Origin of the sequence: Micromonospora reichwaldensis (assembly GCF_031845925.1) — a bacterium.
In the GTDB taxonomy this organism is placed as follows: Bacteria; Actinomycetota; Actinomycetes; order Mycobacteriales; family Micromonosporaceae; genus Micromonospora; species Micromonospora reichwaldensis.
Map to the genome: position 1 here is coordinate 1 of NZ_JAVRFL010000052.1, position 17,946 is coordinate 17,946.

Genomic DNA, 17,946 nt, shown 5'->3' on the forward strand with positions numbered 1-17,946 from the left:
GGGTCAGCGGGGGCGTGGTGGGCGGGTGGTGCGGGCAGGGGAGCGGGGTGGGCGGGGCAGCGGGGTGAGCGACAGCGGTGACCAGTGCCCGGGGCGCGTCCGGGCGGGCGGCAGGGCGGTGTGCCGGTCGCCCCGGGCCGCGTCGAGCTGGGACTGGTGCAGGAACAGGGCGCCGGAGAGGTCCGCGCCGCGCAGGTCGGCCCCGCGCAGGTCGGCGCCGGTGAGGTCGGCCAGGCCGAGGTCGACGCCGCGCAGGTCGGCGCCGATCAGCAGCGCCCCGCGCAGGTTCGCCCGGCGCAGGTCGGTCCGGCGCAGGTCGACGCCGAACAGGTGGGCGCCCCGCCGGTCCACGCCGGGCCGGCCGCCCCGGGCCCGGGCCGCGTCGCCGGCGCGCGACAGCAGCGGGTTGACCCGCCCCCGGTACGCGTCCACGTCGAGACCCAGCAGCGTGTCGGCGGGCTCCCGGGTCAGCCGCCCGGTCTCGTCGAGCGCGACGGACAACTCGTCGCGCAGCGGCTGCGGCGGGCGCGTCGCGAGCGCCTCGGTCAGGTACCAGAGCAGCTCGTGCAGGGGCCGCATCACCGCGAACGTGTCGAACATGCGCGCTGCGGTCTCCGGGGCGTCGCGCCAGTCCCGCCCGCCGAAGGTGACCTGGGCCACCCGCTGCCCGGCGCCGAAGCAGTCGAAGACGGTGCAGCCGGGGAAGCCCCGGTCGCGCAGGTCGGCGTGGATGCCGCAGCGCGAGTCGGCCCGCAGGTTGGGGCAGGGCCGCCCGGCGGGCTTGTCGATGGCGAAGTCGGCCGACGCGGCGAAGGCCGGCGCGACGCAGCAGAGCCCGAAGCACCGGGCGCAGTCGGCGCGCAGCCCGTCCGCCGGCGACGTCGTCCCGGGAGTTTCCGACACGCTGACCGTTCTCCTGCCGATCGGGGGGATCCCGCCGGCGGCCTCGCGGGCGGAGGCTCCCATTGTCCCGCCGCCGCGACGGTCACCGGGCCCCGGGGTGCCGAGCTGTGCGCGCCCGGCGGGCGGGGCCGCGCCGGGGTGCCGAGCTGCGCGCCCGGCGGGCGGGGCCGCGCCGGGGTGCCGAGCTGCGCGCCCGGCGGGCGGGCCGCGCCGGGGCGTCCCGGCGCGGCGGTGCCTCACTCCCGTACCGAGCGCCAGTCGTGCGACTCCAGCGCGTTGGCCTGCGGGCCCATCAGCAGCATGCCGCCGTCCACCGGCCAGGACGCGCCGGTGACGTACGCGGCGGCGGGCGAGGCGAGCAGCGCGACCACGGCGGCCACCTCCCGCGCGTCGCCGGGCCGCCCGACCGGCACCCCGGGACGCTCCTCGGTGAACGGGTCGACGTCCTCCTGGCCGGTCATCGGGGTGGCGATCTCGCCCGGGGCGACCGCGTTGACGGTGATCCCGTCCGCCGCCAGCTCCTGCGCCATCACCTTCGTCAGCAGACCGAGCCCGCCCTTGGCGGCGCAGTACGCGGCCGAGCCGACCCGGGGCGCGTGCTCGTGCACGCTGGTGATGTTGACGATCCGTCCGCCCAGCCCTGCGGCCCGCATCCGCCGCGCGGCCCGCTGCCCGCACAGGAACGGCCCGTCGAGGTCGACGGAGAGCACCTCCCGCCACTGCTCCCAGCCGGTGTCGACGAACGGCGTGGACGCCCCGGTGCCGGCGTTGTTGACGAGCACGCCGAGACCGCCGAGCCGGTCGGCCAGCTCGTCGACGACCGCGTCGGCGCCCGGCAGCCGGGTCAGGTCCAGCTCGGCGACCTCGCAGCGCCGGCCGGCGGCGCGTACCTCGGCGGCGGTCCGCTCGGCGCCCCCGGCGTCGCGGTGCCAGGTGACGCCGACGTCGAAGCCGGCCTCCGCGAGGGCGACGGCGCAGGCCCGGCCGATGCCGGAGTCCGCGCCGGTGACGATGGCGATCCGCGGATAGTTCTCGTGACGCGATGGCATGCCGGCGCACTACCCGTTCCATGCGAATGCAACCATGCGTCGATCCCCGTCCATGCAGAGGATTGTCTGCGTCGATGCGCTCTGTCATTCTCCACCGTGGACGCTGCCAGCGGCGGTCGGCAATCCGGAGGGTCGCGCTGAGTGGCGCCGTCATCTGCCGGAGGGACCTCGTGAAGCGCAGACGTCGTCATCTGCTCGCAGGACTGGCGGTCGGTGCCCTGGTGGCGTCGACCGGTCTCATCGGAATCCACTTCGCCGGCGCCGAGGTGCCGACCCCCGTCGCCGCGGCCGGCGACGGGGAGATGCCGGGGGCGCTCGGCGCCCACATGGAACGGCTGCGCCAGGCCGTGCCGGGCAGCGACGGCATGTCGCCGGAGGGGCCCGGCAACGCCGCGCAGCAGGAGTTCCTGGAGCGCGCGTACCCGGCCGACACGATCAGCATCGCCCAGGTCGACCGCTCCAAGTCGGCGTACGCCGCCGCCGAGCGGCGCGCCGGCGGCACCCGGGGCTGGACGAACATCGGCCCCAGCGAGGCGCTCTACCCGTTCACCGAGTTCCGCAACGCCGGCAACTATGTGCCGAACGCGTACGTCGCGGGCGGCCGGGTCACCTCCATCGACATCGCCCCGGACTGCAACGCCCTGCTCTGCCGGGCGTACGTCACGCCGGCCGGCGGTGGCGTCTGGGGCACCCTCAACGTCCTGGCCGCCGAGCCCAAGTGGTTCTACCTGGGCGGGCCGCTGGGCATCAACGCGGCCGGCTCGGTCAGGATCGACCGCAACGACAGGACGGGGCTGACCATCTACGTCGGCACCGGCGAGGCCAACACCTGCGCCTCCGGCTGCGTCGCCGGCGTCGGGCTCTACAAGTCCACCAACGGCGGCGTCACCTGGAAGGGCCCGCTGGGCAAGGACGCCCTCGCCGGCAAGGGCATCGGCGAGATCACCGTCAAGCCCGGCGACCCGAAGACGCTCTACGTCGCCACCACCACCGCCCTGCGCGGCATGTCCGGCTCCTGCTGCACGGGCGTCACCCGGCCCGTGCCCGACGCGGAGAAGTGGGGCCTCTACAAGTCCACCGACGGCGGCGCGAACTGGAAGTTCATCCACAACGGCTCGGCCGACGCCACCCAGTGCACGGGCAGCGCCGCCGAGTACGGCAACACCGCCACCTGCTCGCCGCGCGGCGTGCGCTACGTCAAGCTCGACCCGCGCGACGCGGACACCGTCTACGCCTCCTCGTACGCCCGGGGCGTCTGGCGCTCGACGGACGCCGGCGCCACCTGGACGCAGATCAAGCCCTCGCTCAACCCGGCGGTCTTCCAGACCCGGGCCGCGATCGACGTGACCGCCCTGCCGAACGGCAAGACCCGCATGTACGTCTACGAGGGCAACCTCGGCAACCCGTACTCGCGGCTGTTCCGCAGCGACGACGTGGCCGGCGGCGCCCCCGCGTTCGCCGACCTGAGCAGCGCCAACCCGGCCGACCCGGGCTACGCCACCTACAACCAGTGCACCGGCCAGTGCTGGTACGACGTGTTCGTGCACACCCCGGCCGGGCACCCGGACATCGTCTACACCGGCGGCTCGTACGTCTACGGCGAGACAGTCGCCCACAAGCGGGCCGTGGTGCTCTCCACCGACGCCGGCGTCAGCGGCACCGACATGACCTTCGACGGCACCGACGAGCTGCACCCCAACGGCCTGCACCCCGACCAGCACGCCCTGGTCACCAACCCGCGCAACCCGTACCAGTTCTTCGAGGCCAACGACGGCGGCGTGATGCGCTCCAGCGGCCAGTTCGTGGACCGGTCGGCCTGGTGCGACAACCCGGACCGCAACCTGACCACGCAGGCGCAGAAGGACCGCTGCCGGCAGATGCTGTCGAAGATCCCGTCGAAGCTGGACGGCATCAACAAGGGCATGAACACGTTGCAGTTCATCAGCCTCTCGGCCAGCCCGCACGACCACCGGCTGCTCCAGGGTGGCACCCAGGACAACGGCACCTGGGAGAACAAGGGCGAGCGCCGGCGCTGGGTCAACACGATGATCGGTGACGGCGGCGCGTCCGGCTTCGACGTCGGCAGGCCGGAGTTCCGCTTCCACACCTTCTACGACGCCTCGCCCGAGGTGAACTTCAACAACGGTGACGTGGGCAGCTGGATCTCGATCTCCGACCCGGTCTTCGGGCAGACGGGCACCCTGTTCTACGCCCCGGTGGTCAGCGACCCGAAGGTCAGCGGGACGATCTTCGCCGGCACCTCGCGCACCGTCTACCGGACGAAGACGTTCGGGCTGGGCGACCGGAGCCTGGCCGAGGCCGACCGGATCTGCAACACCTGGACCGGCACCTTCGAGGCGCAGTGCGGCGACTTCGCGCCGCTGGGCACGGTCAACCTGACCGACGCCGCGTGGGGCGACCGGGCCGGCGGGGCCGTCTCGGTCGTCGAGCGTGTCGCCTCCGACTCGTCCACGGCGTACGCGGCCACCAGCACCGGCCGGGTGTTCGTGTCGCGCAACGTCGACGCCGAGCCGGCCTCGGCGGTCACCTGGACGCGCATCGACACCGCCGCCACGCCGAACCGCTTCGTCACCAGCGTCCACGTCGACCCGGCCGACCCGGCGCGGGCGTGGGTCTCCTACAGCGGCTTCAACTCGAACACCCCGGCCACCCTCGGGCACGCGTTCGAGGTGCGGCTGGCGGGCGCGGGCGCGACCTGGACCGACCGGTCGTACGACTTCGGCGACCAGCCGATCACCGACCTGGTCCGCGACGACGTCACGGGCACCCTCTACGCGGCCACCGACTTCGGCGTGCTGCGGCTGGCCAAGGGCGCCACGACCTGGGTGAAGGCGGCCCGGGGCATGCCGAACGTGGAGGTGGCCGGGCTGACCATCGTGCCGGGCGAGCGGGTGCTCTACGCCGCCTCGCACGGCCTCGGCGCCTGGCAGCTCACGCTCTGAGGCAGGCGACCATCGGCGACGACAGGGTGCGGGGCCGCGCGCGCGGCCCCGCACCGCTGCCCGGGGCGGCCGGGCGGGCCTGGCGGACCCTCGGCGCGGCCTTCGTCCTGCTCGTCTTCGTCCCGCCGCTGCTGTTGCTGGTCTCCGGTTCGCTCACCGAGCCGGGCCTGCCGCCGCCGCCCACCCCGCAACTCGTGCCGGAGCCGGTCTCCACCACCGGCTACCGGCAGGCCGTCGAGCTGGGCGGGCTGCTGCGCGCCTCGCTCAACTCGGTCCTGGTAGCGGTCGTCGCCGTGCCGCTGAGCGTGCTCGTCGCCTCCCTGGCGGGCTTCGCGCTGACCCGGATCGCCCCGCGCGTCACCGGCGTCGTCGTGGCGGCCTCCCTGGTCGCGCTGATGGTGCCGGCCACGGCGCTGCTCGTGCCCCGCTTCGCGATCTTCCGGATGCTCGGCCTGACCGACACCCTGGTGCCGCTGGTCGCCCCGGCGTTGCTGGGCACCTCGCCGCTCTACGTCCTGGTCTACCACCTGGCGTTCCGGGCGCTGCCGACCGATCTCTACGACGCCTGCCTGGTGGCGGACCTGTCGCCGCTGCGCACCTGGTGGCGGGTCGCCCTGCCGCTGGTGCGCCCGGTCACCGCCGGCCTCACCGCGCTGACCTTCGTGCTCACCTGGTCGAACTTCCTCGACCCGCTGGTCTACGTCTACGACCGCGACCTGTTCACCCTGCCGCTGGCGCTGCGCTCCCTGTCGGTGCTGGACCCGACGAACTTCCCGGTGTTCCTGGCGGGCGCGGTGCTGGCCACGGTGCCGGCGCTGGCCGTCTTCGTGCTCGCCCAGCGGCGCTTCCTCCACCACGACGACCCGACGGGACGAGACTGACGATGCGACCGACGACGCGACCGAAGGCGCTGCTCGCGCTGCTGCTCACCGCCGTGCTGGCCGCCACCGGGTGCGGCTCCGGCGCCGGGTCGTCCGCCGACGGGCCGGTGCGGCTGCTGGTCTTCGGCGCCCCCGAGGAACTCGCCGCCTACCGCACCCTCGTCGAGGCGTACGAGAAGGCCCGTCCCGGCGCCGACGTGCAGCTCGTCGAGGCCAGCGACCGCAAGGACCTGCTGGCCCGGCTCGCCACCTCGGTGGCCGGCGGCGCCCCGCCGGATGCGTTCCTGATGAACTACCGCTTCTACGGCCAGTTCGCCGCCAAGGACGTCATCGAGCCGCTCGACGACCGGCTGGCCGCCTCCGAGGCCGTCGACCCGGCCGACTACTACCCGGTGGCCTGGGACGCCTTCCGGTGGCAGGGCCGGCAGCTCTGCCTGCCGCAGAACGTCTCCAGCCTGGCCGTCTACTACAACCGCACCCTGTTCGCCAAGCACGGCGTGCCCGAGCCGAGGGCCGGCTGGACCTGGAACGACCTGGTCGCCACCGCGACCGCGATGACCCGCGACTCCCGGGGCGTGGTGGTCAGGGCCACCGAGAGCGAGGGCGCGGCACTGCGCCCGGCCGTGCACGGCCTCGGCGTCGAGCCGTCGATCATCCGGCTCGCCCCGTTCGTCTGGTCCGGCGGCGGCGAGATCGTCGACGACCCGGCGAAACCGACCCGGCTGACCCTGGACACCCCGGCCGCCCGGGAGGCGCTGAAGAACCTCGTGGACCTGCGGCTGGCGTACGGGGTGGTGCCCACCGACGAGGAGGTGGAGGCCGAGGACGACGAGTCGCGCTTCGCCAACGGCCGGCTCGCCATGCTGATGAGTTCCCGCCGCTCCACCACCACGTTCCGCTCGATCACCGGCTTCGAGTGGGACGTGGCGCCGCTGCCCGTCTACCAGGAGCAGGTCGGGGTGCTGCACTCCGACGCGTACTGCATGACCCGGGGCGCGAAGCACAAGGACGCCGCGTGGCGGTTCCTGGAGTTCGCCATCGCCGAGGAGGGCCAGCGGATCATCGCGGCCACCGGGCGTACCGTCCCGTCGCACATCGGGGTGTCGCAGTCTCCGGCCTTCCTCGGCCCGGCCCAGCCGCCGCGCAGCGCCAAGGTCTTCCTCGACGCGATCCCCACCGTCCGGGCGCTGCCGACCGTCTCCACCTGGCCGGAGATCGAGGACGTCACCTACGGCATCCTGGAGAACGCCATGCACCGGGGCGACCGGCTCGACGACGTGATCCGCGACCTCGACCGGCAGACCCGGCCGATCTTCGCCCGCGGGGAGCACGGGTGAGCGATCCGGGCCTCGCCCTGGCCGGCGTCTCGGCCGCGTACCGGGGGGCGACGGTGCTGCACGAGGTGGACCTGGCCGCCGCCCGGGGCGAGCTGCTGGTGGTGCTCGGCCCGTCGGGGGCCGGCAAGTCGACAGTGCTGCGGGTCGTCGCCGGTCTGGAACCGGTCACCGCCGGCCGGGTCCGCATCGCCGGCCGCGACGTCACCGCTGAGCGTCCGGGCCGGCGCAACGTGTCGATGGTGTTCCAGTCGTACGCGCTCTTCCCGCACCTGAGCGTCGCGGAGAACATCGCCTTCGGCCTGGAGGTACGCGACACGCCCCGCGCGGCGGCCCGCGAACGCGCGCGGGCGGCGGCGGAGACTGTCGGCTGCGCCGGGCTGCTGGACCGGCGGCCCGGGCAGCTCTCCGGCGGCGAACGGCAGCGGGTGGCGCTGGCCCGGGCGCTGGTGCGCGAACCGGACGTGTTCCTGCTCGACGAGCCGCTGTCCAACCTCGACCAGGCGCTGCGGGTGCAGATGCGCGCCGAGCTGCGGGCCCTGCACGACCGGCTGGGCGCGACGATGGTGCACGTCACCCACGACCAGACCGAGGCGCTGGTGCTCGCCGACCGGATCGCCGTGCTGCGCGACGGGCGCATCGAGCAGGTCGGCACCCCCGACGAGGTCTGGCGCACCCCGGCCACCACCTTCGTCGCCCGCTTCGTCGGTTCCCCCGCGATGAACCTGCTCCCGGCCGACGGTCCGCTGCGCCCCGACGGCGCCCCCGCCCCGGGGGCGGACCACGACGGGATGGAGATCGGCTTCCGGCCCGAGGCGGTCGTCCTGGGCGCGACCGACGGAACGGACGCCACCGTCGACCGGGTCGAGGTGGTGGGCGAGGACGCGTACGCGTACCTGAGGCTCGCCGGCGGGCATCCCGTCGTCGCCCGGGTGCCCGCCGTCCGCCGGCCCGGCAGGGGCGCGCCGGTACGCGTCGGGGTGCGCTGGGCCGACGTGCACGTCTTCCACGCCGCCTCCGGCCGCCGGTACGCCCCGTGACGACGACCGACCGCCGCTCGCGCCGGCAGTTGGCGCTGATGCTCACGCCGTACCTGGTCGGGCTGGTCGGGCTCGTGCTGCTGCCCGCGGCCGTCACCCTGGCGCTGGCCTTCACCGAGTACGACCTGCTGCGCCCGCCACGCTGGGTGGGGCTGGACAACTTCGCGGCGCTGCTGGACGACCCGGTGTTCCGGGTGTCGCTGACCAACTCGCTGGTCTTCGCGCTGGTGGCCGTACCGCTGCGGGTGCTCTTCGCCCTCGGCCTGGCGCTGCTGCTGCACCGCCGCGCGGTCGGCGTCGGCGGCGCCCGCACCGCGGCGGTGCTGCCGACCGCGGTGCCGGAGATCGCCTACGGGCTGCTCTGGCTGTGGCTGCTCAACCCGCTCTACGGCCCGATCAACCAGCTGCTGCGCACGGGCGGGGAGAACGGGCTGACCGCGCTGGGACGCACCCCGCCGCAGTGGCTCACCGACCCGACCGACGCCCGCGCGGCGATCATTCTGATGAGCCTGTTCACCATCGGCGAGACCTTCGTGGTGCTGCTGGCCGCCCGCCGCGCGCTGCCCCGCGACGTCTACGAGATGGCGGCGCTCGAGGACGCCACCGGCTGGGACGTGTTCCGCCGGGTCACGCTGCCGCTGATGGCGCCCGTGCTGGGGCTGCTGGCGGTGCGCGACGCCATCCAGAGCCTGCACTTCACCTTCGTGCCGGCCTTCGTGGTGACCGACGGCGGCCCACCCCCGTACGCCACCACCTACCTGTCGCTGTTCGTCTACCGCACCGGCTTCGAGTACCTGCGCTACGGCTACGCCGCCGCCGCGACCCTGGTGATGATCCTGCTGACCGTGGCGGCGGTGCTGGTGCAGTGGCGGCTGATCCGCCGCTACCGGGCGTTCTACCGGCTCTGAGCACCCGATAATCCCGGGCGCCGGCCCCGGGGCCGTGGCATGATCGCGCACTGCGCCGGCCAAGCGGCGGCGCGCGAGGAGGACGGCATGGAGTTCGACGTACGCCGCATCGGCCCGGAGTCGACCGCCGAGGCGGCCGACGTGCTCGCCGACGCCTTCGACGGGTACCCCTGGATGGCCTGGACGGTGGCCGCCGACCGGCACCGGGAGCGACTGGCGGCGATGTTCGCCGGCACCGTCGCCGCCGTCGGGCTGCCCTACGGCGACGTCTGGGCGGCGGTGGACGCCGACGGCCGGCTGGCGGCGGTGGCGGTCTGGCTGCCCCCGGACCGGCCGGTGCCGGACGAGGTCTGGGGCGGCGTCGCGGCCCGCAACGCCGAGCTGGCCGGCGACCGGCAGTCGGCGCTGCACGCCGCCGACGCGGCCTGCGCCTCCCTGCGGTCGGCCGAGCCGGCGTTCCTGCTCGCCACCGTCGGCGTGCGCCGGACCGGCCAGGGCCGGGGGCTGGGCGCCCGGGTGCTGCGGCCGGGCCTGGCCGAGGCCGACCGGGCCGGCCTGCCCGCCGTGTTGGAGACCTCGTCGGAGCCGAACGTGCGCTTCTACCGGCGGCTGGGCTTCGCGGTCACCGGCCAGGCCCGGGTGCCCGACGGCGGGCCCGACGTCTGGGCGATGCGGCGGCCGGCCGCCGGCGGGCGGGTGTAAGGGCCGTCCGCCCGGGTAGCCGCCGGGAATGGAGCTGGTCGAGGAGTCGCCGTACCGCTTCCGGATCGACCGGCACGACCCGATGCGGGTGCCGGGGGTGGTGTTCGCGTCCCGGTCCCTGCTGCCCGACGCCGGTGAGGACAGGTCGCTGGAGCAGGTCGCGAACGTCGCCACCTTGCCCGGCATCGTCGACGCCTCGTACGCCATGCCCGACGTGCACTGGGGCTACGGGTTCCCGATCGGCGGGGTGGCCGCCACCGACGTCGCGAACGGCGGCGTGGTCTCGCCCGGCGGGGTGGGCTTCGACATCTCCTGCGGCGTCCGGCTGCTCGCCGCCGACCTCGACCGCGACGGGCTGCGGCCCCGCCTCGACGCGCTGATGGACGGGCTGGGCGAGGCCACCCCGCGCGGGATGGGCAGGGGCGCGGTGTGGCACCTGTCGGATCGCGCGGAACTCGACGCGGTGCTGCGCGGCGGCTCCCGGTACGCGGTGGAGCGCGGCTTCGGCGTCGAGCGGGACCTGCACCGCTGCGAGGACGCCGGGGCCGTCGGCGACGCCGATCCGGCGCGGGTCAGCGAGCGGGCGATCGAGCGCGGCGCGCGCCAGGTCGGCAGCCTCGGCTCCGGCAACCACTTCCTGGAGGTCCAGGCCGTCGAGGAGGTGTACGACGACACCGCCGCCACCGCCTTCGGGCTGCGCCCCGGCCAGGTCTGCGTGATGATCCACTGCGGCTCCCGGGGGCTGGGTCACCAGATCTGCACCGACTACGTGCGGAAGATGGAGCAGGTGATGGCCCGCCACGGCATCGAGGTGCCGGACCGCCAGCTCGCCTGCGCCCCGGTCACCTCCGCCGAGGGCCGCGCCTACCTGGGCGCGATGGCCGCCGCCGCGAACTACGCCCGGGCCAACCGGCAACTGCTGGCCGACGCCGCCCGGAAGGTCTTCGCCCGGGTCACCGGCAGCCGGCTCGACCTGGTCTACGACATCTCGCACAACCTCGCGAAGATCGAGACGCACGGCGTCGACGGCGAGCGCCGCGCGCTGTGCGTGCACCGCAAGGGGGCCACCCGCGCGCTGCCGCCCGGCCACGACGACCTGCCCGACGACCTGCGGGACGTGGGCCAGCCGGTGCTGATTCCCGGCTCCATGGGCACCGGCTCGTACGTGCTCACCGGCGTGCCGGGGGCACCGGCCTTCGCGTCCACCTGCCACGGGGCCGGCCGGGTGCAGAGCCGCAAGCAGGCCGTGCGGTCGGAGCGCGGGCTGGACCCGCGTGCCCAGTTGGCGGCGCGGGACATCGCGGTGCGCGGGGCGTCCCGGCGCGGCCTGGCCGAGGAGATGCCGGCGGCGTACAAGGACGTCTCGGCGGTGGTGGCCGCCGCCGAGGGCGCCGGACTGTGCCGCAAGGTGGCCCGCCTGGTCCCGCTCGGCGTGGTCAAGGGCTGAGCGGGCGGCGCGGGTAGGACCGGGCGCGGGGGCTCACACGTCCAGCGTCACCGCGCAGCACCAGCCCTCGCCGTCGGGGCCGAAGCGCAGCCCGTGCAGGGAGACGGCCTTCGGCACCGCGCCGACCAGCTCGACGGCGTCGGTGTCCGCCGTGCGCCAGCGCACCACCAGGCCGCCGGCGCCGTCGTCGGCCACGTCGGTGCGCAGCGGCAGCTCACCCGCCGTCTCCATCCGGAAGATCACCTCGTCGAGTACGCCCACCAGCAGGTCCGCGTCGTCGTCCCCGGCCGGCGCGCGGAACTCCCGCCGCGGGCCTGGGGGCGTCCCGCCGGGGTCGACGAACGTGCCGACCAGCGCGGCGACCGCCTCGGCGACGCACTCCTCCCGGCTCGGCGCCCACGCCTCGATGCGGACGTCGGCGGTGTGCGGCAGGCGGCGGTGCCCCCGCCCGGGTGGTCGCGGCATGCCCCGATCCTCCGGCACGCCGCGCGACGGCGGGCTCGGTTCCGGTCCGCCGGCACGCCGCGCGACGGCGGGGTTCAGTTCAGGCCGAGCCGGGCGATGGGCTCGACCAGTTCGCGTTCCTCGTAGGCGAGGTGGGACAGCAGGGTGTCGCTGAGCAGGTCGACCGCCGCGCGCAGCTCGGCCATCCCGTCGGCGACGGAGACGAACGCGACCAGCGCCCGGTCGACGCGTTCCAGCACGTCGTGGATGGCGTGGTGCTCCTGCTCCAGCCGGTCCAGCACCGGGGCGAGGCGGGCGTCGCCCCGGCGCAGGTGCGGGAAGATCCCCCGGTCCTCCAGGGTGTGGTGGGTGGTGACGACCCGGCAGTACGACTCGCAGTACGTGCCCAGGGTCCACTTGTTCTGCCGGATGGTCATGGTGTTGATGTGGGAGCGGGCCGTGCCCGCGTCGACCAGCCCGGCCCCCACCTGCTCCACGAGGTCGTACAGCCGGGTCAGCTCGGCGCGCAGCCCGTCGTGCACGTCGATGAGGTGCTGCGCGCCGGCCTGGTCGTGCGGCGTGTAGGTGCGCGCCGGGTCGGGCGCGGGGCCGGTGGGGCGGGTGGCCTCGTCCCAGACCCGGATCGCGCTGCGGCGCACGCCGTCGTCGGGCGTCGGGACGACGGCGAAGGACCCCGCGCCGGCGGGCGGGCGGGGAGCGGGCGACGGCGGCGCCCCGGCGCCCCCGGGTGTCGCCCGCGCCCCGACGGCTTCCGGCGCCGCCGGGGTCACGGCGGCAGCGGCGCCGGCCGCGCGCTCGCCGGCCACGAGTTCGCGTACGGCGGGGGCGACCTCGGCCGCGAAGCGTCGCAGGTCCTCCGGGTCGTCGCTGCCCAGGATGAAGGTGCTGATCCCGTCGCTGAGCGCGAGGTCGGCCAGTTCCTCGGCCCACTGCTCGGCGGGGCCGTCCAGCGGTCCCCGGCCGACGGTGGCGAAGCGGCCGGTGACGTTGAGCAGGCGGCGCACGTCGGCCGGGTCGCGGCCGGCCTCCCACGCGGCGTCGTCGATGATCGTGTTGCCCCTGTCCAGGTCGCCGGGTTGCAGGTAGCCCAGCGACGGCAGCCACCCGTCGGCCCGGCTCCCGGTCAACGCCAGCATCCGCGGCTTGTACGCGCCGAGCCAGATGCCCACGTCGTGGGCGGGCGCGGGGCCCCGCTTCGCGCCCACCACCCGGTGGAACTCGCCGTCGACCCGGACGCCGCCGCGCGCCCCGACGTCCCAGACCTGGCGGATGACGTCGATGGCCTCGGTCAGGGCCCGTACGCCCTGCCCGGGGGAGAGCCGGCGCCCGCCCATCGCCTCGATGGCCTCCCAGAACGCGCCGGCGCCCAGGCCGAGCTCCACCCGGCCACCGCTGAGCAGGTCGAGACTCGCCACGCTGCGGGCCAGGACGGCCGGCGGGCGCAGCGGCAGGTTCGTCACGTTGGCCGCCAGCCGCACCGTGCCGGTCCGGGCCGCCACGAAGCTCATCAGCGTCCACGTGTCGAGGAACGCGGGCTGGTACGGGTGGTCCTGGAAGGTGACCAGGTCGAAGCCGACCTGCTCGGCCAGCACGGCGAGGCCCACCACCCGCCCGGGCTCGGCGTTGCCGGGCGTCAGGAACGCCCCGAAGGTCAGCGGGTGGCCGTAGTCGCCCATCTCGGTACTCCCTTCCGCCCCGCAGCCTCTCACGCGGCCCGGGGCGGTCCCCGGGCCGTCCGGCGAAACCGGCCGGGAAGGCGGGCCGGCGCCACCCTCCGGCACGGCCCGTGCCGCCCGTCGCCGCCGGGCACACGGGGCGCTGCCACCGGCGTACGGTCGGCCGGATGCGGATCACGAAGTTCACCCACTCCTGTGTCCGGCTGGAGCACGACGGCGGCGTGCTGGTCATCGACCCCGGCACCTGGAGCGAGCCGCGGGCCCTGGCCGGCGCGGACGCCGTCCTGGTCACCCACGAGCACACCGACCACGTCGACGTGCTCCGGTTGGCGGGTCTCGGCGTGCCGGTCTTCGCCCCGCAGGGCGCCGTCCTGCCCGACCTGGCGCCGCTGTCCGTGACCAGGGTCGGCGCCGGCGAGCGGTTCACCGCCGCCGGCCTCACCGTGACCGCGCTCGGCGGTCGGCACGCCACCATCCACGGCGGCCAGCCCGACTGCGCCAACCTGGGCTACCTCGTCGGCGACGCGGTCTACCACCCGGGCGACTCGCTGCACCGGCCGGACCGGCCGGTGGAGACGCTGCTGGTCCCGGCGCAGGCCTCCTGGCTGAAGCTCACCGAGGCGATCGACTTCGCCGGTGCCGTCGGGGCTGAGCGGGTGTTCCCGATCCACGACGCCCAGCTCAACGAACGCGGCCTGACCAGCGTCAACGGCTGGTTCGCCGAGACCGTGCCCGGCTACCGTCACCTGGCGCCGGGGGAGTCCGCCTGACCGGCGACCCCCGCCCGGCGGCGATCTCCACCGCCACCGGCCGTGTCGTCCGCGGACCAACTGCTATACGGTCGCTGGGTGAGGGTCGAAGAACACTGGTGGAACGGTGACACGTCGCAACGCGGGCGTCGGGACGTGTACATCCGCACCGATGGGCAGCGTTGGGACGTGCAGGTACGAATCGGCGGCGAGTCCGGCCGCTCCCGGGTGCAGGAATGCCCTGGCCGGACGTCCGCGGTCATCCTCGCCGGTGCATGGCGTGGCAACCACCCCGCCTGGCGCGAGGTGTCCGACTGACGGCGATGACCGGGCCGCCCCCCGCGACAGCGGTTACGCTCGCCTCACCGTGAGCCCGGGGGGAGCAACATGAGCAGCGAGACCGTCCCGGCGGTGATGCCGGCCGCGTTCATCGGCCACGGCAGCCCGATGAACGCGCTGGAACTCAACCGCTACACGCAGGCGTGGCGCGCCTTCGGGCGGGCGGTCCCGCGGCCCCGGGCGATCCTGGTCGTGTCGGCCCACTGGTACATCGGCGCCACCGCCGTCACCGCGATGCCCCGGCCGAGGACGATCCACGACTTCTACGGCTTCCCGCCGGAGCTGTTCGACGTCGACTACCCGGCGCCCGGCCTGCCGGAGCTGGCGGAGGAGATCGCCGACGTGGTCCGTCCCACCTGGGTGGGGGCGGACGTCGACTCGTGGGGGATCGACCACGGCACCTGGTCGGTGCTCACCCACGCGTTTCCCGACGCGGACGTCCCGGTCGTCCAGTTGAGCATCAACGCGTTCAAGGGCCTGGATTACCACCTGGACCTGGGCGCGCGGCTCGCCCCGTTGCGCGAGCGCGGAGTGCTCGTCGTGACCAGCGGCAACGTGGTGCACAACCTGCGGGGGGTGGACCCGCGCATGGTCGACGAGGGCTTCGACTGGGCGCGGCGGTTCGACGAGGCGGCGAAGGGCGTCATGCTCGGCGAGCCGACCGAGGCGGCCACGCTGGACGCCCACCGCGACTTCGGCCGGGCCGTGCCGACGCCGGACCACTTCATCCCGCTGCTCTACCTCGCCGGCCTGGCCGGCGCCGCGGGCAACGGCGCGGAGGTGCTGGTGGACGGGTACGCGTACGGGTCGCTGTCGATGACCGCCTACACGGTGGGGTCGTCCTGCCCTACCGAGGCCCCGCTGGCCGGCGCACCCGCACTGCCGACCGACGTGCCGATCGACTCCTCCAACATCTGACGGCCACCGTCCGGCCGCCGCCGCTGTGGGCCGCCGCCTGTCGGCTTTTCGGCCGTCCCGGGCGGGGCGGCGGGACGAGGGTTCAGCCGGTCGTGGGCGCCGGCTCGGCGACCGGTCCGCACGGCTGGGCCCTCATCCGCCGCCGCGTCCGTCAGCGGCCCTTGACGACCTCGACCAGCTGGTCCAGCGCGGCGCTCCAGCCCTCGAGAAAGCCCATCTCCTCGTGCGACTTCTTCGCCGAGGCGTCGGCGTGGATCGCGGTGGCCGTGTACTTCGTGCCGTTACCGGTGGGCTCGAGCTTGATGATCGCGGTGAACGGGAAGCCGTCGCTGACCTGGGGGCGGAAGCCGGGGCCCAGCCCCGAGGTGAAGATCAGCGTCGAGCCCTCCTCGACGACCAGGATGCAGCCGGTGCTCGGGTACTCCTCGCCCTCGGGCGAGCGCATCACCGTGTTGAACCTGCCGCCGGGCTGGAGGTCGATCTCGCAGGACGAGGTCGACCACGGTCGCGGGGCGAACCACTGCACGATTAGCTCGGGCGTGGTCCAGGCCTTCCAGACCAGCTCGGGCGCGACGTCGACGGTGCGCTCCAGGACGAGGTCGAGATTCGGGTTCACGCTCGGGTAGGCGGTCATGGCTGCTGCTCCTTCAGGTCGTGGAGAAACGAGTCGAGCTGGTCGAGGCGCCGGGACCATGTCGCGCGCTGACCGGCGAGCCAGGTGTCGACGTGCTCGAGCGGCTGGGGGGCGAGCCGGTAGGTCCGCACGCGCCCCTTCTTCTCCGACGTCACCAGGCCGGAGCGCTCGAGGACGCCCAGGTGCTGGGTGAACGACGGCAGTGCCATGTCAAACGGACGAGCGAGCTCGCTGGTTGTCGCGGGCCCCCGGCCGAGCAGCTCGACGACCCGGCGGCGGGTCGGGTCCGACAGCGCGTGGAACACGCCGTCCAGGGTCCCGTCGTCGCTTCCGGCTCCGCCGCCCGATTGCTTAGGCATGCACCTAAGTATGCCCGCCCCGAACACTTAGGTCAAGCCCTAAGTGAAGGTGGCTGGTCCCGATCCTCCCGGGTGGGTCATGCTGAGGGCATGACCGACGTCGGCGCCCCGGAACCGCTCACCCTCAACGTCTATTGCCGGCTCACGGTGGCCGTGACCGATCCGCAGGTGCTCACCGACCACGCGGTGGCCGACCTGCGGGCGGCGGACATCGACTGGGCGGCGGAGGAGGACGACCTGGAGACGGCGGTGGCGGACCTGCGCAACGACGTCGTGGTGTCGCTGGCGTCGCTCGTGGACATCAGCCGCCTGGTCGAGGGGGTGCCGGGGGTGGCGGCGAAGGGCGGGCTGTGCTGGGCCGAACCCGGCCCGCCCCGCGAGGCCGTCTGGCGCGCCGAGTAGGCCGTGTGTCGGTCCGGGACACTCCGGCGTCGCCCGAGGTGTCGACGGCACTCATGTCCACTGTGCCCGGCGTCACGTTAGCGTCTGCGCACGCCGGCACGACGCCCCCGCTGGCGGACAGGAGAGCGCCATGACCGCACCGCTGAAGGCCACCGCCGCCCTCGTCACCGCCCTGCTGCTCGTCCTCACCACCGCGGCCCCCGCACAGGCCGCCACCCCGGCCACCAAGGCGCCGGTCGCCGGCACCCTGCGCCCCTACGACGTCTCCGGCGTGTACGTCGCCGGCGTCTCCTCCGGTGGCTACATGGCCACCCAGCTCCACGTCGCCTACTCGTCCCGGATCCGGGGCGCGGCGGTCTTCGCCGCGGGGCCGTACTACTGCGCGCAGAACAACGTCGCCCAGGCGCTCGACGGCTGCGGCGACAACGTGTACCCGACGAACGTCCCCGCCCTCCAGGCGTACACCCGGACGTGGGCCTCGTACGGCTGGGTCGACCCGGTGGGCAACCTGTCCGGCGATCCCGTGTACGTCTTCCACGGCAACGGCGACACCGTGGTCAGGAAGTCCGTCACCGACGACCTGGTCCGCTACTACCAGCACTTCGGTGCCAGCGTGCAGTACGACAGCGGCTCGCCGGCCGGCCACGCCTGGGTCACCCCGTACGGAACCCTCGGGTGCGCCGTCACCGCGTCGCCGTTCCTGGCCGACTGTGGCACCGACCCGCAGAACGCCCTGCTGCGCAAGCTCCTCGGCAGCGTGCGGGCCCCGAACACCGGCCCGCTGGGCGGCAGCCTGATCCGGTTCAGCCAGCACACGTACGCGGTCAACGGCTGGGCACCCGGGCTGAGCATGGGCGCCGACGGGTTCGCCTACGTGCCGGCCTCCTGCGCCGCCGGACGGTCGTGCCGGCTGCTCGTCGCCCTGCACGGCTGCCTCCAGGGCCACGGCGCGGTCGGCACCGCCTTCGTGGACCGGGCAAACCTCAACCAGTACGCCGACACCAACGACCTGATCGTGCTGTACCCGCAGGCGAGCACCGCCGCCACGAACCCGAACGGCTGCTGGGACTGGTGGGGTTACCTGGGCGCGACCAACTACCCGATCAAGGGCGGCGCCCAGCTGGAGACGATCATGAACATGGTGCGCCGCCTGGACGGCTGAGCCGCGCCGCCGCCG

18 protein-coding genes are annotated in these 17,946 nt (G+C 74.4%); 12 read left to right on the plus strand and 6 right to left on the minus strand.

From position 1 onward, the window contains the following. Positions 1 to 3: 3 nt before the first annotated feature. Positions 4 to 903 carry a pentapeptide repeat-containing protein gene (locus RM555_RS28820; RefSeq protein WP_311414668.1) on the minus strand — a complete coding sequence of 300 codons (900 nt, stop codon included), beginning with the start codon at positions 901 to 903 and terminating at the stop codon, positions 4 to 6. 236 nt (positions 904 to 1,139) lie between these two features. Then, complete coding sequence (locus tag RM555_RS28825; RefSeq protein WP_311414669.1) at positions 1,140 to 1,952, minus strand: SDR family oxidoreductase; 813 nt, start codon at positions 1,950 to 1,952, stop codon at positions 1,140 to 1,142. A 170-nt stretch (positions 1,953 to 2,122) separates the two neighbouring features. Between RM555_RS28825 and RM555_RS28830 the strand changes: the two genes are divergently transcribed. The 7 genes from RM555_RS28830 (at position 2,123) to RM555_RS28860 (ending at position 11,227) form a co-directional block, all read left to right on the plus strand. Further along, complete coding sequence (locus tag RM555_RS28830; protein ID WP_311414670.1) at positions 2,123 to 4,915, plus strand: sialidase family protein; 2,793 nt, start codon at positions 2,123 to 2,125, stop codon at positions 4,913 to 4,915. A gap of 26 nt (positions 4,916 to 4,941) precedes the next feature. Continuing rightward, the gene (locus tag RM555_RS28835; protein WP_311414671.1) at positions 4,942 to 5,796 is read left to right on the plus strand and encodes a carbohydrate ABC transporter permease; all 855 of its coding nucleotides are present in this window, start codon (positions 4,942 to 4,944) and stop codon (positions 5,794 to 5,796) included. Between the two features lie 2 nt (positions 5,797 to 5,798). Further along, positions 5,799 to 7,133, plus strand: coding sequence for an ABC transporter substrate-binding protein (locus tag RM555_RS28840; protein ID WP_311414672.1), 1,335 nt, complete (start codon positions 5,799 to 5,801; stop codon positions 7,131 to 7,133). Next, positions 7,130 to 8,170 (plus strand): ABC transporter ATP-binding protein, encoded by a 1,041-nt coding sequence (locus RM555_RS28845; RefSeq protein ID WP_311414673.1) that lies wholly within the window; start codon positions 7,130 to 7,132, stop codon positions 8,168 to 8,170. Before RM555_RS28840 ends, RM555_RS28845 begins: the two co-directional genes overlap by 4 nt. A 38-nt stretch (positions 8,171 to 8,208) precedes the next feature. Further along, positions 8,209 to 9,078 (plus strand): carbohydrate ABC transporter permease, encoded by an 870-nt coding sequence (locus tag RM555_RS28850; protein ID WP_311414701.1) that lies wholly within the window; start codon positions 8,209 to 8,211, stop codon positions 9,076 to 9,078. An 87-nt stretch (positions 9,079 to 9,165) separates the two neighbouring features. Continuing rightward, a complete protein-coding gene (locus RM555_RS28855; protein ID WP_311414674.1) occupies positions 9,166 to 9,780 on the plus strand; it encodes a GNAT family N-acetyltransferase in 615 nt (204 codons plus the stop codon). A 28-nt stretch (positions 9,781 to 9,808) separates the two neighbouring features. Then, positions 9,809 to 11,227: an RtcB family protein gene (locus RM555_RS28860; RefSeq protein ID WP_311414675.1), complete on the plus strand. Its 1,419-nt coding sequence runs from the start codon at positions 9,809 to 9,811 to the stop codon at positions 11,225 to 11,227. Positions 11,228 to 11,260: 33 nt separating this feature from the next. Here the strand turns inward: RM555_RS28860 and RM555_RS28865 are convergent, their stop codons facing one another. Both RM555_RS28865 and RM555_RS28870 read right to left on the minus strand, forming a co-directional pair. Continuing rightward, positions 11,261 to 11,692: an archease gene (locus RM555_RS28865; protein WP_311414676.1), complete on the minus strand. Its 432-nt coding sequence runs from the start codon at positions 11,690 to 11,692 to the stop codon at positions 11,261 to 11,263. A gap of 74 nt (positions 11,693 to 11,766) precedes the next feature. Further along, positions 11,767 to 13,368, minus strand: a complete 1,602-nt coding sequence (locus RM555_RS28870) for an LLM class flavin-dependent oxidoreductase (protein ID WP_311414677.1) — start codon at positions 13,366 to 13,368, stop codon at positions 11,767 to 11,769. A 167-nt stretch (positions 13,369 to 13,535) separates the two neighbouring features. On the opposite strand from RM555_RS28870, the gene RM555_RS28875 reads away from it, so the two are divergent. From RM555_RS28875 to ygiD, 3 genes are all read left to right on the plus strand, one after another. Continuing rightward, entirely contained in the window at positions 13,536 to 14,138 is a 603-nt protein-coding gene (locus RM555_RS28875; protein WP_311414678.1) for an MBL fold metallo-hydrolase, read from the plus strand. A gap of 78 nt (positions 14,139 to 14,216) precedes the next feature. Then, positions 14,217 to 14,435 (plus strand): hypothetical protein, encoded by a 219-nt coding sequence (locus tag RM555_RS28880; protein ID WP_089000245.1) that lies wholly within the window; start codon positions 14,217 to 14,219, stop codon positions 14,433 to 14,435. Positions 14,436 to 14,504: 69 nt separating this feature from the next. Beyond that, on the plus strand, positions 14,505 to 15,374 hold the full coding sequence (gene ygiD, locus RM555_RS28885; protein ID WP_311414679.1) for a 4,5-DOPA-extradiol-dioxygenase: 870 nt from the start codon (positions 14,505 to 14,507) through the stop codon (positions 15,372 to 15,374). Between the two features lie 151 nt (positions 15,375 to 15,525). Here the strand turns inward: ygiD and RM555_RS28890 are convergent, their stop codons facing one another. Beyond that, positions 15,526 to 16,008 (minus strand): SRPBCC family protein, encoded by a 483-nt coding sequence (locus RM555_RS28890; RefSeq protein WP_311414680.1) that lies wholly within the window; start codon positions 16,006 to 16,008, stop codon positions 15,526 to 15,528. Beyond that, on the minus strand, positions 16,005 to 16,313 hold the full coding sequence (locus tag RM555_RS28895) for an ArsR/SmtB family transcription factor (protein WP_311414681.1): 309 nt from the start codon (positions 16,311 to 16,313) through the stop codon (positions 16,005 to 16,007). The genes RM555_RS28890 and RM555_RS28895 overlap by 4 nt, the downstream gene beginning before the upstream one ends. Positions 16,314 to 16,457: 144 nt before the next feature. Here RM555_RS28895 and RM555_RS28900 point away from each other — a divergent pair, with 144 nt between their 5' ends. Continuing rightward, the gene (locus RM555_RS28900) at positions 16,458 to 16,769 is read left to right on the plus strand and encodes a hypothetical protein (protein ID WP_311414682.1); all 312 of its coding nucleotides are present in this window, start codon (positions 16,458 to 16,460) and stop codon (positions 16,767 to 16,769) included. 130 nt (positions 16,770 to 16,899) lie between these two features. Then, the gene (locus RM555_RS28905) at positions 16,900 to 17,931 is read left to right on the plus strand and encodes an extracellular catalytic domain type 2 short-chain-length polyhydroxyalkanoate depolymerase (protein WP_121398412.1); all 1,032 of its coding nucleotides are present in this window, start codon (positions 16,900 to 16,902) and stop codon (positions 17,929 to 17,931) included. Positions 17,932 to 17,946 lie beyond the last annotated feature (15 nt).

Coding starts and splice junctions, on each gene's coding strand:
- RM555_RS28825 (WP_311414669.1), bottom strand. CDS start 1,952: ATGCCATCGCGTCACGAGAACTATCCGCGGATCGCCATCGTCACCGGC.
- RM555_RS28840 (WP_311414672.1), top strand. CDS start 5,799: ATGCGACCGACGACGCGACCGAAGGCGCTGCTCGCGCTGCTGCTCACC.
- RM555_RS28850 (WP_311414701.1), top strand. CDS start 8,209: ATGCTCACGCCGTACCTGGTCGGGCTGGTCGGGCTCGTGCTGCTGCCC.
- RM555_RS28855 (WP_311414674.1), top strand. CDS start 9,166: ATGGAGTTCGACGTACGCCGCATCGGCCCGGAGTCGACCGCCGAGGCG.
- RM555_RS28860 (WP_311414675.1), top strand. CDS start 9,809: ATGGAGCTGGTCGAGGAGTCGCCGTACCGCTTCCGGATCGACCGGCAC.
- RM555_RS28865 (WP_311414676.1), bottom strand. CDS start 11,692: ATGCCGCGACCACCCGGGCGGGGGCACCGCCGCCTGCCGCACACCGCC.
- RM555_RS28870 (WP_311414677.1), bottom strand. CDS start 13,368: ATGGGCGACTACGGCCACCCGCTGACCTTCGGGGCGTTCCTGACGCCC.
- RM555_RS28875 (WP_311414678.1), top strand. CDS start 13,536: ATGCGGATCACGAAGTTCACCCACTCCTGTGTCCGGCTGGAGCACGAC.
- ygiD (WP_311414679.1), top strand. CDS start 14,505: ATGAGCAGCGAGACCGTCCCGGCGGTGATGCCGGCCGCGTTCATCGGC.
- RM555_RS28890 (WP_311414680.1), bottom strand. CDS start 16,008: ATGACCGCCTACCCGAGCGTGAACCCGAATCTCGACCTCGTCCTGGAG.
- RM555_RS28900 (WP_311414682.1), top strand. CDS start 16,458: ATGACCGACGTCGGCGCCCCGGAACCGCTCACCCTCAACGTCTATTGC.
- RM555_RS28905 (WP_121398412.1), top strand. CDS start 16,900: ATGACCGCACCGCTGAAGGCCACCGCCGCCCTCGTCACCGCCCTGCTG.